Source organism: Paracoccus shandongensis (genome assembly GCF_017315735.1).
GTDB classification, from domain to species: domain Bacteria; phylum Pseudomonadota; class Alphaproteobacteria; order Rhodobacterales; family Rhodobacteraceae; genus Paracoccus; species Paracoccus shandongensis.
The window spans coordinates 193,477-208,943 of sequence record NZ_JAFLRK010000001.1; the positions used below are offsets into that span (position 1 = coordinate 193,477).

The following is a 15,467-nucleotide window of genomic DNA, read 5'->3' on the forward strand; positions in this document are numbered from 1 at the left end:
CCATCTGCCCGGAAAATGTCCGGGGCAGGGTCTAGCGCAAGGGCGGGCCGGGGGAAAGCCGGGATTTGCCGCCCTTTTCCTTTCGGTCCGCAGCGATTAGGGTCCGGGCTGGACTTGGAAAGGTGCGGGCATGTCGTTTTTCACCAAATTGCGCGACCGGCTGACGCGGTCTTCGGCGAAGATCGGCGAAGGCCTGGACGACATCGTCGAGGCCGCGCCCGAGGCAGCCCCTGCCCCGGCACCCGCCGCCCCCGCGCCGGGCCTTGTCGGCCGCTTGTTCGGCACCTCGCCCAAGCCCGAGGAACCCCGCCGCGCCCTTGACGACGCCATGCTGGAGGAACTGGAGGACATGCTGGTCCAGGCCGACCTTGGCGTGGACACCGCCCTGCGCGTGACCGCCAACATCGCCGAGGGGCGCATGGGCCGCCGCCTGTCCTCCACCGAACTCAAGGAACTGCTGGCGGGCGAGATCGCGCGGATCATGACCCCCGTCGCGCGCCCCCTGCCCCTTTATCCGAAAAAGCCGCAGGTCGTTCTGGTCGTGGGCGTGAACGGCGCGGGCAAGACCACCACCATCGGCAAGCTGGCCAGCCAGTTCCGCGCGGCGGGCAAGTCGGTGATGATCGCGGCGGGCGATACCTTCCGCGCGGCGGCGGTGGAACAGCTGCAGATCTGGGGCCAGCGGGCGGGCGTGCCGGTGATGGTCGCGGCCCAAGGCAGCGACCCGGCCAGCCTGGCCTATGACGCCATGGCGCGGGCCGAGGCCGAAGGCGCCGACCTGCTGATGATCGACACGGCAGGCCGTCTTCAGAACCGCCAGGATCTGATGGAGGAACTGGCCAAGATCGTCCGCGTGATCCGCAAGAAGGATCCGACCGCCCCGCACAACACCCTGCTGGTGCTGGACGCGACCACCGGGCAGAACGCGCTCAATCAGGTGGAAACCTTCCGCCAACTGGCCGACGTGTCGGGCCTTGTGATGACAAAACTGGACGGCACCGCGCGGGGCGGCGTTCTGGTGGCGCTGGCCGACCGCTTCGGCCTGCCGATCCACGCCATCGGCGTGGGCGAGCAGATCGACGACCTGGACGCCTTCGACGCGAACGATTTTGCCCGCGCCCTGGTCGGGCTTTAGGGCGCGGCCGACGGGATCACCCGCAAAGACAAAGGCCGGATGTCGTTCATCCGGCCTTTCGTCATGTCACATGCCATCCTCGATCGGCGAGCCGTCCTTTTCCTGAAGCAGCTGCCCCGCATTGGCGGCATTGGCCGACAGCCACAGCTTGCCCCCATCGACCGACGCGACATCCGCCAGGGGCAGATAATGGTGGTGGTCCATGGACTGGCCATGCGCCTCGTCCTTGCGGGTCAGCTTGATGCGGTCGCCGTCCAGGTGGTCCACCTTGCCCACATGCACGCCGTCGGCGCCCACGACCTCCATATGCTCCTTGATCTGGCTTGCATCGACCATTGCGAATCCTCCGCTTTCCGCCGCGTCCTTGTGCGGCACCGCGATAACGTCCGGTCCGGCCGATTCGATCCGTGCAGCGCGCAAGGCGCGGCCTTACCTGCCCGTCAAAAGGGACAGGAACGCCTGCGCCTCGGCCGTTTCAGCGGCGGCGCGGTTGGCGAACAACGTCGCCTGGCTGGCAAGGATCAGGGCATCGGGCAGGATTTTCAGGTGATTGGCCCGCAGGGTTTCGCCCGAACTGGTGATGTCCGCGATCGCTTCGGCCGTCTGGTTGGCCACCGTGCCCTCGGTCGCACCCTGCGAATCGACCAGCTGGTAATCGGCGACCTCGTGGCCCGCCAGCCAGGCGCGCACCAGGCGGTGATACTTGGTGGCGATCCGCAGGCGGAACCCGTGGGCCGCGCGGAAATCGCGGGCGATGGCGGCGAAATCGTCCAGGTTCTCGCAATCGCGCCAGCACTCGGGTACCGCCAGGATCAGGTCTGCATGGCCGAAGCCCATCGGCGCGACCTCGGCCACGTCGGACCGCCAGCCCGCCAGCTTTTCGCGCACCAGGTCGGTGCCGGTCACGCCCAGTTCGATCCGGCCCGCCGCCAGGTCGCGCGGGATCTCGCCCGCCGACAGCAGGACCAGCGACACGCCGTCCGCACCCTCGACCCGGCCCGCATATTCGCGGTCCGACCCGCTGCGCGACAAGGCCACCCCGCGCGCGGCGAACCAGTCGAAGGTCTGTTCCATCAGCCGCCCCTTGGACGGCACGCCCAGCCGGATCATGCGGCCTCCAGTTCGGCGACAAGGCCCGGTCGGATGATGCCGCCCACGGCGGGGATCGCCCGCCCGCCGCGACCCAGCACGGCGGTCAGCGCGTCATACCGCCCCCCGGTTGCCACGGGGGGCCAGCCTGCGCGTCCTTCGGCCAGGAAGCTGAAGGTGAGGCCGTCGTAATATTCCATCGTGCGGTGGCCGTGGCTTGCATCGAACAGGACCGTTTCCGGCGCGACACCCCTGTCGGCCAGCATCCCCGCCCGTTCCTCGACACGCCCGATGGCGGGCGTCAGGGCGGGCCAGTCCCGCGCCAGGTCCGACAGTTGCGCCAGGGCGTCCGGCATGGGCGCACTGATGGCGAACAGCCGGTCCAGCCGCGCAATCCAGACCGGATCCAGAGGCGCGGCGTCCCGGTCGGCCATCAGCCGGGCCATGCGCCGCTCCATCTCGTCCTCGGACCGCAGCCCGGCCCAGGGGGCGGCGCTGTCGGCAAAGACGCGCGGCGCGGCGGGCTGCGAGAACCGCTTTAGCAGCCGCCCGAACCGACCGGGCCGCCAGACGTGATGCAGCAGCGCATCCCGCCGGGCATCCGGCAGAGGCAGCGCGCGCACGGCATCCATCACCAAGCCCATGTCGCCCGTCACCGCGCGCAAGCGGTATGGCGCCAGCAGCCGGTGGAACAGCGCGAAGACCTCGGCATCGGCCTGGGGGTCATGGGCGAACAGCTCGAAACCGGCTTGCAGGTATTCGTTGTCGCGCGGGTTGGCGGGGCGTTCCTCACCCGGATCCTGCTTGCGGAAGACCTCGCCCAGATAGCAGTAGCGCGCGGGTTCCGCACCCCCCGCCATGTGCATCTGCACCACCGGCACGGTGAAATCCGGGCGCAGCATCACCTCTCCCCGCAGGGGATCGGTCGAGGTATAGGCGCGGGCGCGGATATCCTCTCCATACAGATCCAGCAGGGTATCGGCGGGCAGCAGGATGTCGGGCGCGACCTCGGCCGCGCCTGCCTCGCGGAAGGCCGCCAGGAAGCGTTGGCCGATGGCCTGCTTGTCGCGCTTGGGGATCATCCGATGATCCGTTTCACTTCCGCGGCCAGATCGGCGCGCGGAACCTCGGTCTGGGCGGGCTGCGCCTTCCATTCGTCATGGCTGGCCTCGGCCGCGATGCGCGCGCCCAGGACCAGATCCTTGACCTGCACCACGCCGCGCGCGGCCTCGTCCCCGCCCTGGATGATCGCGACCGGCGCGCCGCGCTTGTCGGCATATTTCAACTGGTTGCCGAAGTTCTTCGGATTGCCCAGGTAAACCTCGGCCCGGATGCCCGCCGCGCGCAGGTCGGCGGCCATGGCCTGGTAATCCGCCATCCGGTCGCGGTCCATCACCGTGACGACGACCGGCCCCTGCGCCTGCGTTCCAGCCAGCCCCTTGGCGCGCAAGGCGGCCAGCAGACGGTCCACACCGATGGACACGCCCGTCGCGGGCACCTTCTGGCCCGTGAAGCGTTCCACCAGCCCGTCATAGCGCCCGCCGCCCGCGACCGATCCGAACTGCCGCTTGCGGCCCTTCTCGTCCAGGATCTCGAAGGTCAGTTCGGCCTCGAAGACAGGGCCGGTGTAATAGCCAAGGCCGCGCACGACCGAGGGGTCGATGACCGCGCGATCCTCGGCCACGCCCATCGCGGCCAGCATCCCGGCGATCTCGGCCAGTTCGTCCACGCCCTCGGCCCCGATGGCCGACGCGCCGACCGCCGCACGCAGGTTCGCCAGCGTCGCCGCGTTGTCCGCGCCTTTCGAGGTCAGGAAGGCCAGCACCGGGGCGGCCTGCGCCTCGGACAGCCCCACGCCCTCGATCATCGCGCCGCTGTCGTCCTTGCGGCCCGTGGTCAGCAGCGCCAGCACGCCATCGCGGCCAACCTTGTCGAACTTGTCGATCTGGCGCAGCACGTCGTCGGCCTGATCCGGGCGGACTTCGGCCGCCTCCAGCACGCCGTTCAGAACCTTGCGGTTGTTGATCCGCACGATGTAGTCGCCGCGCGCGATCCCCACGGCCTCCAGCGCATCCGCCAGCATCGCGCAGATCTCAGCATCCGCCGCCACGCTGGCCGACCCGACCGTATCCGCATCGCATTGATAGAACTGCCGGAACCGTCCCGGCCCCGGCTTCTCGTTCCGCCAGACCGGCCCCATGGCATAGCGGCGATAGGGCGAGGGCAGGTCATTGCGGAACTGCGCCGCCACGCGGGCCAGCGGCGCCGTCAGGTCGTATCGCAGCGCCAGCCAGTCGCCCGACCCGCCCCCGGGCACCGCTTCCTCTTGCCAGGCAAAGACGCCGGCATTGGGGCGGTCCACGTCGGGCAGGAACTTGCCCAGGGCCTCGACCGTCTCGACGGCGCTGGTTTCCAGGGGATCGAAGCCATGGCGGTGATAGATTTCGGCGATCCGGTCCAGCATCGCCTTGCGTTCGGTCACGTCCGCGCCGAAATAGTCGCGAAAGCCCTTGGGCGTTTCCGCCTTGGGACGGGGCTGTTTTTTCTGATCTTTCGCCATGGTCCTGCCTTTCCGGCCAATCCGTGGCTGCCTTAACCGAAGGGGCCGATATGGACAAGGATACCCACGCGCGATTCCAGCAGCTTGAGGAAACGCTGGCCCACCTGACCCGCGTGACCGACGAGTTGCACGAGGTCATCGCCCGCCAGGATGGCGAGATTGCCTTGCTGACCCGCCGCGTCGAAATGCTGATGCGCTTCGCCGCCGAACAGCAGGCCGATGCCGAAGGCCAGATCCCCTTGGCCGACCAGCGCCCGCCGCATTGGTAGGCGGCAGGACTTCTTCTTCACGGAAATATCCTCGGGGGGAATTCCCGAAGGGAATGGGGGGCAGACAGCCCCCCAGCACTGTGTCCTACCCGCGCATCTGCCGGAACAGGCTTGCCAGATGCTCGGTCGAAGGATCATGCCCCGGCGCGGCCTCGCCCTTCAGCAGCGGCTCGACCTTCAGCGCCAGTTCCTTGCCCAGTTCGACCCCCCACTGATCGAAGCTGTTGATCCCCAGGATCACGCCCTCGACGAACACGCGGTGTTCATACAGCGCGACGATCTGGCCCAGGGTGAAGGGGGTCAGCTTCTCGATCAGCAGCGTGGTCGAGGGGCGGTTGCCCGGGAACACGCGGTGGCGCGCCTGGCGGTCCAGTTCCGCGCCTTCCAGGCCCTTGGCGGCCATCAGGGCGCGCGCCTCCTCCAGCGTGCGGCCGCGCATCAGCGCCTCGGACTGGGCGAGGCAGTTCGCGGCCAGCAGGATGTGGTGGTGGGCCAGGTCATCCTCGTGCCCGCGCGCGGCCAGGATGAATTCGCAGGGAACGGGCGTCGTGCCCTGGTGGATCAGTTGATAGAAGGCGTGCTGGCCGTTGGTGCCGGGCTCGCCCCAGACGACCGGACCGGACGGCAGGGCCAGATCGGACCCGCCCATCGCCACGCGCTTGCCGTTCGATTCCATCTCAAGCTGTTGCAGATAGGCGGGCAGGCGCAGCAGGCGGTTGTCATAGGGCAGCACCGCACGCGTCGGATAGCCGCAGACCTGGTGGTGCCAGATGCCGACCAGGGCCAGCAGCACCGGCAGGTTTTCCGCCAGCGGCGCCGCGCGGAAATGCGCGTCCATTGCCGCGCTGCCCGCCAGGAACTCGTCGAAACGCTGGTCCCCGATGGCCAGCATCAGCGACAGCCCGATCGGCCCCCAGACGGAATAGCGCCCGCCGACCCAATCCTCGAACCCGAAGACGCGCGACGGGTCGATGCCAAACTCGGCCGTCCTGTCCGTGGCCGAGGACAGGGCCACGAACTGCGCCGCCGGATCCGTCACCACGCGCCCCATCCAGTCCCGCGCGGTCTGGGCGTTGGTCATCGTCTCGATGGTGGTAAAGGTCTTGGAGGCGACGATCACCAGCGTCGTCGCCGGGTCCAGCCCCTTCAGCGTGTCGGCAATGTCGGCGCCGTCCACGTTGCTGACGAAATGGCAGCGGGGCCCGTCGTGATAGGGCGCCATCGCCAGCACGGCCATGTAGGGACCAAGGTCGGACCCGCCGATGCCGATATTGACCACGTCGGTGATGGTGCCGCCCTGCCCCGTGAAGGCGCCCGACCGCACGTCGCGGGCGAAATCTGCCATGCGGTCATGGGTTTCCCGCACGGCGGGCATCACGTCCTGGCCGTCCACCATGACGCTGCCGCGCAGGTTGCGCAGGGCGGTGTGCAGGACGGCGCGGCCTTCGGTCTCGTTGATCTTCTGGCCGGTGAACATCGCCTCGCGGCGACCCGCCACGTCCGCGCCCTCGGCCAGTTCGACCAGCAGGTCGCGCGCGCCCGCATCGATGGTCGTCTTGGACCAATCGAAGACCAGGCCGTCGGCTTCGGTGCAGAAGGCGCGGGCGCGGTCAGGGTCGGCATCGAACAGGTCGGTGATGCGTCGGCTGCCCTGCGCCTGGCGGTGGGATTTCAGGCGGGTCCAAAGGTCGGTCATGGGGAAGGCTCCTATTCGGCCCAGTGAACGGTCGCGTTGTCCAGAAAGGCGCGGATCGGCGCCTCCAGCGGGTCCAGCTTTTGCGCGCGCTCCAGCGCCTCGCGCTTTTCCGGGCCCATGATCAGGACATGGACATTCATCGCATCGGCCAGGGCCGGGCGCGTCAGGGTGATGCGCGGTTCCTCCGCCCCTTCGGCGCGGATCGGCAGGACCAGGGGGGCGTCGGCCGCCAGCCCCTCGGCCAGGCGGTCGGCGCCGGGGAACAGGCTGGCGGTGTGCATGTCGTTGCCCATGCCCAGCAGGACCACGGTGATCGGCAGGTGCGGGCGGATCGCCTCGGCCAGTGCCGGGGCAGCCTCGTCCGGGGTCTCCGTGCCGGTGTAGAGGTCGATGTAACGCGCCCTCGCCGCCTTGTCGCGCAGCAGGTGGCGGCGCAGCAGGCGGCCGTTCGACCGCTTGTGGTCGCCGTCCACCCAGCGTTCGTCGCCCAGAAAGACCGTCACGCGGTCCCAGTCCAGATCCGCCCCGCTCAGTGTCTCGAAGACCAGCGTGGGCGAGGTGCCGCCGGGCACGCAAAGGCTGGCGATGTCGCCCGTGCGCAATTGCTGCGCCAGTTGCGAGGCCATCTGGTCGGCCAGCGACAGGGACAGCATCTCGCGGTCGGGGTATTCCTTGAAGGTCATGCTCATCCGCGGATTTCCCTCCATCGGCGATTGTCGCGATGCAGCAGGCGCAACGCTTCCTCGGGGCCGGAAGATCCCGCATCATAGGGTTCGGGCCGGCGCTTGCTGTCTTCCCAGGCGGCGATGATCGGGTCGGTCCAGGCCCAGGCGGCCTCGACCTCGTCGCCGCGCATGAACAGGGTCTGGTTGCCACGGATCACGTCCATGATGAGGCGTTCATAGGCGTCGGGCATGTCGCTGCCGTCGGTCCCCAGGGCCTGCGCGAAGGACATGTCCAGCGGCACCTGCACCAGCCGCATCCCCCCCGGCCCCGGTTCCTTGATCATCACCTTGAGGTTCATCCCCTCGTTCGGTTGCAGGCGGATGACCAGTTCGTTGGCCTTGGGCGCGCCGCTGTCGTCGAAGATGGAATGGGGCGGCTCGCGGAAGACGATGGCGATCTCGCTGGTGCGGGCGCGCAGCTTCTTGCCGGTGCGCAGGTAGAAGGGCGTGCCCTGCCAGCGCCAGTTGGAAATGCAGACCTTCATCGCGACATAGCTTTCGGTCCGCGAATCCGGGTTTTCCGAATCCTCAAGATAGCCGGTGGACTTGCCGTCCGCCTGATACTGGCCGCGCACGATGTCGCCAGGTTCCACGGGTTGCAGCGCGCGGATCACCTTCAGCTTTTCGTCGCGCACGGCGTTGGGGTCGAAGTGATAGGGCGGCTCCATCGCGATCAGGCACAGAAGCTGCATCATGTGGTTCTGGACCATGTCGCGGATCGCGCCCGACTTGTCGTAATAGCTGCCGCGCCCGGCCACGCCCACGGTTTCGGCGACCGTGATCTGGACGTGATCGACGTATTGGGAATTCCACAAGGGCTCGAACAGGATGTTGGCAAAGCGGACGGCCATCAGGTTCTGGACGGTTTCCTTGCCCAGGTAATGGTCGATGCGATAGATCTGTTCTTCCCGGAAATGCTGGGCCAGCATGGCGTTCAGCGCGCGCGCCGTCTTGAGGTCGCGGCCAAAGGGTTTTTCGACCACGATGCGACTGTCCGCATCCGCGATGCCGTTCGCCGCCAGCCGTTCGGCAATGTCCCCGAACAGCGCCGGCGCGACCGAGAAGTAGAAGGCATGGACCGCCCCGTCGCGCATCCGGGCCTTGAGATCCGCCCACCCCCCGTCGCCCTTGGCGTCAATGGGGGTATAGCCCAGCAGTTGCAGGAACTGCGCCAGGCGGGGATCGTCGTCCTGCACGCCCGCGAATTCCACGATGGCCCTGGCCGCATCCTCGCGGAAGGCATCGTCGTCCTGTTCGGTGCGCGCCGCGCCGATGATCCGGGATGTTTCGGGGAACTGCCCTGCCACGAAGCGCCGGAACAGGCCGGGCAGGATCTTGCGGCGCGCCAGATCGCCCGTGGCGCCGAAAATCACCAGATCGAAGTCATCAACGGGAATGACGCGCGAGACCATGCTGTCCTCCTTGCGGTTGGCGGTCGCCATGTCCCTCGTTAGCGTTAACAGCACCTCTGTTCAACCTCTCAGGGCCTTGGCCAGCCGGGGCAGGCGGCAGCGTTTGAGCATTTCGTGGGCGGTCATGTCGCCCCCCATGGCGGCCGCCTTGTCGCGCGCCGCCTGGACGGCCTTGCCGACAGCGGGCGGATCCGCCGCCAGCAGATCCAGCAGGAAGGCATCGGGATGGATCGCCCGCAAACCAAGGCCCGCCATCAGGACTTGGGGAAAATCGCGCAGGTTCGCGGTCACGATCAGGGGGGCGTTCCCTGCCAGCGCGGCTTCGACCACATGGCGGTCGGCGGGGTCAGGGAAAGGCAGGTCGATGGCACGCGTGCCGTCGTCGGGCAGTTCGGCCCCGGGAAAGCGATCGCGCAGCAGCGCGATCTCGGCCCCTGCTACGGCATCCTGATCCGCCCCAAGCCGGGCGGCGGCATGGCGCCATTCGGCCAGGATGCGCGGCGACCACAGCGGCACGAACAGCCCCGCCCCTGCCAGATCGGTCAGGATCTCGCGCAGGATGGTCGGGAACAGGACGTTGGCGTCAAGAACCGCGCGCATCAGTCCAGCCGGAAGAACAGCGCCTTGAGGTATCCGGTTTCCGCCAGTTGCGGCAGCATCGGGTGATCCGGCCCAGCTTGGCCCGTATGGATCAGGACGCTTCGACGCCCGCCCCGCCCGATGCCGCGCGCGCTGACATTGCGAAAGGCCGTCAGGTCGGCGGCGTGGGAACAGCTGCACAGCCCCAGATAGCCGCCGGGCGCGACCAGCGGCGCGGCCAGTTTCGCCACACGCTCATAGGCGCGCAGCCCAGCCTCCAACGCGAGTTTCGAGGGCGCGAAGGCCGGCGGGTCGCAGACCACGACATCGAAGCGGCGGCCTTCGGCGGCCAGTTGTTCCATGGCCTTGAAGGCGTCGGACTGGATGGTGTCCAGCCGGCCTTCGGCACCCATCCGCCCTGCCCCGCCCTTGGCCAGATCCAGCGCCGCCGCGCTGCCGTCGATGCAGGTGGCATGGGTCGCACCTGCCGCCAACGCCGCAAGCCCGAAGCCACCCACATGGCTGAAGATATCCAGCACCGTGGCCCCCTTCGCCAGCCGTTGCGCAAAGGCCTGGTTCGGCCGCTGGTCGAAGAACAGCCCGGTCTTCTGTCCGCCCATCAGGTCGGCCAGATAGATCGCGCCATTCATCGGCACAGCCACGGGTTCGGCGGGCGCATCGCCACGCAGAACCTCCATCCGTTCCTCCAGGCCCTCCAGGCCCCGCGCGCGGCCCTGCCCGTTCAGGATCACGGTCGCCACCCCCGTAACCTGCATCAGCGCATCGGCCAGATCCTGGGCCATGCGGTCGGCCCAGGCGGCGTTGGGCTGGATCACCGCCGCATCGCCGAAGCGGTCGATCACCAGGCCGGGCAGCCCGTCCGCCTCGGCATGGACCAGGCGGTAGAAGGGCGCGTCATACAGCCGTTCCCGCATCTGCAAGGCGCGGGCCAGCTTGGCGCGCAGCCAGTCGCCGTCGATCACAGCTTCGGGATCGGCATCCATCACCCGCCCTACGATCTTGGAAGCGGTGTTCACCGTCACCAGGCCCAGGGGCTTGCGCTCCGCATCCTCCAGCACGGCGAAACCGCCCACAGGAATGTTGCGGCTGCGGCGGTCCAGCACGGCCTCGTCCGCGAAGACCCAGGGAAAGCCGTGGCGGATCGCCTGGGGCTTGGATTTCGGGCGCAGGCGCAGCACGGGCAGATCGGTCATCGGGTTCATCCTTTTCGCAGGCGGGATCTGGCACGCCGCCCCGCCCGGCACAAGACCGCAGCCCGCCACGTCACAAGAGACATTGAACCGTTAACGCTAACACCCTATATTCTTCTTACGCAGAAGGAGCCAGCCATGACCCTGCACGCCACCATCGACCGCGTCACCGACCGGATCCGCGCCCGGTCCCGGCCCACGCGCGATGCCTATCTGGCCAAGATCGCCCGCGCGGCCGCCGAAGGCCCGCGCCGCGCCCACCTGTCCTGCGGCAACCAGGCCCATGCCTATGCCGCGATGCCCGACAAGGACGACTTGGCGCTGACGTGCAAGCCCAACATCGGCATCGTGACCGCCTATAACGACATGCTGTCGGCCCATCAGCCCTATGAACGTTTCCCCGACCTGATCCGGGCGGCGGGCCATGCGGCGGGCGCCACGGTCCAGGTCGCGGGCGGCGTTCCCGCCATGTGCGACGGCGTGACCCAGGGCCGCGCAGGGATGGAGCTGTCGCTGTTTTCCCGCGACGTGATCGCATTGGCGGCGGGCGTGGCGCTGTCGCACGACTGCTTCGACGCGGCGGTCTATCTGGGCGTCTGCGACAAGATCGTGCCGGGCCTAGTCATGGCCGCCGCGACCTTCGGCCATGTCCCGGCGGTGTTCCTGCCTGCCGGTCCCATGCCCTCGGGCCTGCCCAATGACGAGAAATCCCGCATCCGCCAGCAATTCGCGGCAGGCGAGGTCGGACGCGACGCGCTGATGGCGGCCGAGATGGCGTCCTATCATTCCCCCGGCACCTGCACCTTCTACGGCACCGCCAACAGCAACCAGATGCTGATGGAGTTCATGGGCCTGCACCTGCCCGGGTCCAGCTTCGTGAACCCCAACACCCCCCTGCGCGACGCCCTGACCGTGGCCGGCGTCCAGCGCGCCGCCGCGATCACGCGGCTTGGCAACGACTACCTGCCCGCGGGCGAGGTTCTGGACGAAAAGGCCTTCGTGAATGGCATCGTCGGCCTGATGGCGACGGGCGGGTCCACGAACCTGGTGATGCACATCCCGGCCATGGCCAAGGCCGCGGGCATCCTCCTCGACATCCAGGACTTCCACGACATCTCGGAATCGGTGCCGCTGATGGCCCGCGTCTATCCCAACGGCCTGGCCGACGTGAACCATTTCCACGCGGCGGGCGGCATCGGCTACATGATCGGCCAACTGCTGAAGGCCGGACTGCTGCACCCGGACGTGAAGACCATCAATGGCACCGGCCTTGACGGCTATACCGCCGAGCCCAAGCTGGACGGCGAGGCCATCCGGTGGGAGGAAGGATCCCGCGACACCCTGAACGACAAGATCCTGCGCCCCGCGCACACCCCCTTCGCCAGGACCGGCGGGTTGAAGCAGCTTGGCGGCAACCTGGGCCGGGGCGTCATCAAGGTCAGCGCCGTCGCCCCCGAACGCCACGTGATCGAGGCCCCCGCCCGTGTCTTTTCCGACCAGGACCAGGTCAAGGACGCCTTCAAGGCGGGCGAGTTCACGAAAGACACCGTGGTCGTCGTCCGCTTCCAGGGCCCGCGCGCCAACGGGATGCCCGAGCTTCACTCGCTGACCCCGATCCTGGCCGTCCTGCAGGACCGAGGCCTGAAGGTCGCCCTTCTGACCGACGGCCGCATGTCCGGCGCCTCGGGCAAGGTTCCCGCCGCCATCCACATCTCGCCCGAGGCATCCGTCGGCGGCCCCCTCGCCCGCGTCCGCGACGGCGACCTGATCCGCCTGGACGCCTCTTCCGGCACCATCGACTGCCTCGCCCCGGATTTTGATTCCCGCCCTGCTGCGGCGCACGATCCCGCCCCCAGCAGCGAAGGCATGGGCCGCGAGCTGTTCGCCGCCTTCCGCGCGGTCGCCGGCCCTGCGACCGAAGGCGCGGGCGTGGTGGTGTAAGGGATCTTGGCAATCGCCCTGCCAGGGGTTACGCAGCCCCGACGGAGCAGTGGCCGAGCGGTCTAAGGCAGCGGTCTTGAAAACCGCCGGGCCAGCAATGGTCCCGTGGGTTCGAATCCCACCTGCTCCGCCACTTGCCTGCGCGAAAGCGTTCTCCCGATCAGGCTGCGGCCAGATTTTTCCGTTGTTTCGTGGGTTATGCGGGAGGGGCTGTTAACAAGCTCCCGCTTCGGAAGGCGCATACGTGTTCTCTCCGGACTCAAATTCTCCGGACCTGTTAACCAGACCCATTCCAGTTATACGGGTTAAGTGTCTGTCTCGGCTTAATTTATCCCTGGATGGCGCTTCACTTTTGCAATGATAAACGCCTGCCGCTCGTCGCATAGATCGAAAAAGATAATGGCTCAGACCAAGTAGTCCGACGCATGCGCCTCCTTCATACAGCGCCTTGATGGATGTTGCAGCCAAGACTGCTGCACGCGTTGCCGCTTCCTTCAGGTCGAGGATCCGAAATATATCGGCGATCTTCGCGACAGCATATATCCGTAGATACTGGACGCCGAAGCGTTCTACATACTGGGCAAGGCCCTTCAACTTAGGAATGGCGTCACCGAACTGGTTGCCGTAAAATACGAAAAGGTGGGGAGAGGTGTTTCCGCAACCTGCCCGGCGCGACCACCATGACAACACGGCACCGCCGGGCCGTGCTGGCCGAGGTGCGAGAGCGGCTGTCCGCAGGGCAGCCGGTCTGGCTGGTCAGCACCAGCCTGATCGAGGCGGGGGTGGATATCAGCTTTCCGCGGGTGTTCCGCGCGCCTGGATGCTTTACGACATAGCCCAGGCAAGGGGCCACGAGGCTCGGTTCTTTTGCGCTAGGCTGGGGACGGCATCATCGACGTGGCCCGCTCCCGGTCCGAACGGCTGGCGCAATGACGATCCTGTCGGCTTTGAACAGCCTTGACGACCGGATCGCCCAGGCGGGCGAGGCGCCGCGCCGTGGCTATTCCTCGGAACGGATCGGCCCGAAGTGGTGATCGACCGCAACGGCAACCTTGTGGCGATCAATTCCAAGCTGGTCGCGGACGGCAGCAGTCGCGCCCCGGATGGGCGCGTGGATACCGATCACGACCGCGCGCTGACGGTTGCCCGGCTATCCTGCCAGCCACAAGACTCCAGGCCTTTCGCAAACACGCCCTTGTCATGCACAAAAAACCTGCGCCGACCCCGCGCTTGTCCCAACCGCAATGCTGCCATGCAGCATCGGCGGTTGCGGCCGGCAGTCGGAAGGACGACCTTGGGCGACAGGGAGGAAACGGCTTTGTCCTTGGCAAGGAGTTTCCGCAGGGTGATCATCGCTTCCGCTCATCACAGGCTGGCCGGGTTTTCGGCTGCCTTGCCGCTGTCTCGACCTTGCGCAGCAGGCTGCCTTATGACGATGCCGGATGCCTCCCGGGCACGGACCCGGATCCGAAGGCGGACCGCGACCTGCTGTCCAAGCGCCTGCCCCGGCAAGCCCCTTGACCGTCCCGCAGGAACCGTTTGCGCCGCGCGCCACCCTGGACCCTGCCCTAAATCCAGAAAGAACCTGACCATGAAAACCATTCTTTTGACCGCTGCCGCCGCCCTTGCCCTTGCGGCGCCCGCTTCTGCCGAAGTCGTTGCGCTTTCGGCGCCGCTCCAGGCGGGAAGCCTTCATACCGGCGCGCTGGACATGGTGGCCTATCGCACGGATCTGCCCGACGGGGCGCATGAAGTCACCGCCATGTTCCGCGGCCGCGGCAACCAGAAGCCGCAGCGTGTCGTGATGCGCCTGGATGGCGGGGACGAGGTGCGGTTCTCGATGCCGGGCAAGCCGCAGACGCTTTATACCTTCGCGGACAAGGGCGATGTGGTCGAGATTTCGGCCCAGGGCGCAGCGGTGCAACTGGCCACGCGCTAAGGCCCGGGCTTCCTTCCAGGTGCTGACCCCCAGGGGTCGGCGCCAAAGGCGGTTCAACTGCCGGGGGACGCCACCACCACGCGCGTTCCCCCTTCGGCGCAGACCCTGCGCAACCCTTCCGGCACCGGTCGGTCGATGAAGACCGCGTCCAGTTCGGCCAGCGACACCACCCGGATCGGGGCCTTCTGCGCCAGCTTGGCCGAATCCGTCACCAGCCAGCGTTCGCGCGCCTGCCGCAGGATCGCGCGACTGACCCGCACCTCGGCCAGGTCGAAGTCCAGGATGTCGCCGTCCTCGTCCAGGGCGGAACAGCCGATGATGGCATAGTCGGTCTTGAAGTTGGCCATGAACTCGCTGGTCAGATCCCCTACCAGCCCGCCGTCGGATCGGCGCAGCAGGCCGCCCGCCACCAGAACCTCGCAACTGTCGTTGGCGGCCAGGATGTTGGCCACGTTCATGTTGTTCGTCACGACCGTCAGGTTGCGGTGGCGCAGCAGGGCGCGGGCCACGGCCTCGGTCGTGGTGCCAATGTTCAGGATGACCGAGCTGTTGTCGGGGATCTCGGCGGCGCAGGCGCGGCCGATGGCGGCCTTGGCGTCCTCGTTCATGCGCCGGCGTTCCTCATAGGCGATGTTGCTGGCGCCGCTGCGCAGGATCGCGCCGCCATGGACGCGGTCCAGCACGCCCTGGTCGGCCAGCTCCGCCAGGTCGCGTCGGATCGTCTGGGGCGTGACCTCAAGCCGCGCCGACAGTTCCTCGACGCTGGCCCGGCCCGAGGCGCGCACGACTTCCAGGATCTGCATCTGCCTGATGTTCATATGTCCAGAAGACCGCGCAAGGATCATCTGTCAAGCGAAACAAAATGCGCAGGAACGAACATCCATGTTGACAGAATCTGCGCGCGGATGTTC

15 protein-coding genes and 1 tRNA gene are annotated in these 15,467 nt (G+C 67.6%); 6 read left to right on the plus strand and 10 right to left on the minus strand.

All coding sequences use genetic code 11. From position 1 onward, the window contains the following. Positions 1-130 precede the first annotated feature (130 nt). Complete coding sequence (gene ftsY / locus JX613_RS00975) at positions 131-1,135, plus strand: signal recognition particle-docking protein FtsY (RefSeq protein WP_207099574.1); 1,005 nt, start codon at positions 131-133, stop codon at positions 1,133-1,135. Between the two features lie 66 nt (positions 1,136-1,201). Here the strand turns inward: ftsY and JX613_RS00980 are convergent, their stop codons facing one another. The 4 genes from JX613_RS00980 to hisS all read right to left on the minus strand — a co-directional run bounded on the left by JX613_RS00980 (position 1,202) and on the right by hisS (position 4,784). Next, positions 1,202-1,471 (minus strand): DUF2171 domain-containing protein, encoded by a 270-nt coding sequence (locus tag JX613_RS00980; RefSeq protein ID WP_207099575.1) that lies wholly within the window; start codon positions 1,469-1,471, stop codon positions 1,202-1,204. Positions 1,472-1,564: 93 nt separating this feature from the next. Continuing rightward, on the minus strand, positions 1,565-2,245 hold the full coding sequence (gene hisG / locus JX613_RS00985; protein WP_207099576.1) for an ATP phosphoribosyltransferase: 681 nt from the start codon (positions 2,243-2,245) through the stop codon (positions 1,565-1,567). After that, positions 2,242-3,303, minus strand: a complete 1,062-nt coding sequence (locus JX613_RS00990) for an ATP phosphoribosyltransferase regulatory subunit (protein WP_419538802.1) — start codon at positions 3,301-3,303, stop codon at positions 2,242-2,244. The genes hisG and JX613_RS00990 overlap by 4 nt, the downstream gene beginning before the upstream one ends. Then, the gene (gene hisS, locus JX613_RS00995; protein ID WP_207099578.1) at positions 3,303-4,784 is read right to left on the minus strand and encodes a histidine--tRNA ligase; all 1,482 of its coding nucleotides are present in this window, start codon (positions 4,782-4,784) and stop codon (positions 3,303-3,305) included. The genes JX613_RS00990 and hisS overlap by 1 nt, the downstream gene beginning before the upstream one ends. Before the next feature lie 50 nt (positions 4,785-4,834). Between hisS and JX613_RS01000 the strand changes: the two genes are divergently transcribed. Continuing rightward, entirely contained in the window at positions 4,835-5,053 is a 219-nt protein-coding gene (locus JX613_RS01000) for a SlyX family protein (RefSeq protein WP_207099579.1), read from the plus strand. An 85-nt stretch (positions 5,054-5,138) separates the two neighbouring features. On the opposite strand, the gene pgi is transcribed toward JX613_RS01000, so the two are convergent. The 5 genes from pgi to JX613_RS01025 are packed head-to-tail and all read right to left on the minus strand — an operon-like array spanning position 5,139 to position 10,679. Further along, positions 5,139-6,749: a glucose-6-phosphate isomerase gene (gene pgi / locus JX613_RS01005; protein WP_207099580.1), complete on the minus strand. Its 1,611-nt coding sequence runs from the start codon at positions 6,747-6,749 to the stop codon at positions 5,139-5,141. Between the two features lie 11 nt (positions 6,750-6,760). Continuing rightward, positions 6,761-7,432 (minus strand): 6-phosphogluconolactonase, encoded by a 672-nt coding sequence (gene pgl, locus JX613_RS01010; RefSeq protein WP_207099850.1) that lies wholly within the window; start codon positions 7,430-7,432, stop codon positions 6,761-6,763. Between the two features lie 2 nt (positions 7,433-7,434). Beyond that, entirely contained in the window at positions 7,435-8,886 is a 1,452-nt protein-coding gene (zwf, locus tag JX613_RS01015) for a glucose-6-phosphate dehydrogenase (RefSeq protein WP_207099851.1), read from the minus strand. 60 nt (positions 8,887-8,946) lie between these two features. Then, on the minus strand, positions 8,947-9,486 hold the full coding sequence (locus JX613_RS01020) for an RSP_2648 family PIN domain-containing protein (protein WP_207099581.1): 540 nt from the start codon (positions 9,484-9,486) through the stop codon (positions 8,947-8,949). Next, on the minus strand, positions 9,486-10,679 hold the full coding sequence (locus tag JX613_RS01025) for an RSP_2647 family RNA methyltransferase (protein WP_207099582.1): 1,194 nt from the start codon (positions 10,677-10,679) through the stop codon (positions 9,486-9,488). The genes JX613_RS01020 and JX613_RS01025 overlap by 1 nt, the downstream gene beginning before the upstream one ends. A 135-nt stretch (positions 10,680-10,814) precedes the next feature. Between JX613_RS01025 and edd the strand changes: the two genes are divergently transcribed. From edd to JX613_RS01045, 4 genes are all read left to right on the plus strand, one after another. Continuing rightward, complete coding sequence (edd, locus tag JX613_RS01030; protein ID WP_207099583.1) at positions 10,815-12,617, plus strand: phosphogluconate dehydratase; 1,803 nt, start codon at positions 10,815-10,817, stop codon at positions 12,615-12,617. A gap of 43 nt (positions 12,618-12,660) precedes the next feature. Then, positions 12,661-12,750: transfer RNA gene (locus tag JX613_RS01035), tRNA-Ser, on the plus strand. Positions 12,751-13,297: 547 nt separating this feature from the next. Beyond that, on the plus strand, positions 13,298-13,453 hold the full coding sequence (locus tag JX613_RS01040) for a hypothetical protein (protein ID WP_207099584.1): 156 nt from the start codon (positions 13,298-13,300) through the stop codon (positions 13,451-13,453). Between the two features lie 755 nt (positions 13,454-14,208). Beyond that, entirely contained in the window at positions 14,209-14,556 is a 348-nt protein-coding gene (locus tag JX613_RS01045) for a hypothetical protein (RefSeq protein WP_207099585.1), read from the plus strand. A 53-nt stretch (positions 14,557-14,609) separates the two neighbouring features. On the opposite strand, the gene JX613_RS01050 is transcribed toward JX613_RS01045, so the two are convergent. Next, complete coding sequence (locus JX613_RS01050) at positions 14,610-15,374, minus strand: DeoR/GlpR family DNA-binding transcription regulator (protein WP_207099586.1); 765 nt, start codon at positions 15,372-15,374, stop codon at positions 14,610-14,612. Between the last annotated feature and the right edge of the window lie 93 nt (positions 15,375-15,467).